Consider the following 223-nt stretch of genomic DNA (forward strand, 5'->3'; position numbering starts at 1 on the left):
AGGCGCAGATCGCCAGGGCGAGGAAGCACAGGCCATCAAGGCCGAGGAACGCGGCGCTCTGCATGAGCCAGAGGTTCTGGCCGAGCGCCATGCCGGGATTGTTCCAGGGGACACCGGTGAAGAGATGGCCGCGCAGGACTTCGCTCACCGTGAGCGCGAACGCGAAGGCCAGGATGCGCGAGCCGTCGGGAAGCCAGAGCAGGCGGGCCAGCGCAAAGCCGAA

At 67.7% G+C, this 223-nt stretch carries 1 pseudogene; it reads right to left on the reverse strand.

The features are described 5' to 3' along the window. Positions 1-223: pseudogene (locus E4K09_RS15240) on the reverse strand (apolipoprotein N-acyltransferase); the annotation flags it as partial.

Origin of the sequence: Microvirga pakistanensis, assembly GCF_004458765.1 — a bacterium.
GTDB lineage: Bacteria > Pseudomonadota > Alphaproteobacteria > Rhizobiales > Beijerinckiaceae > Microvirga > Microvirga pakistanensis.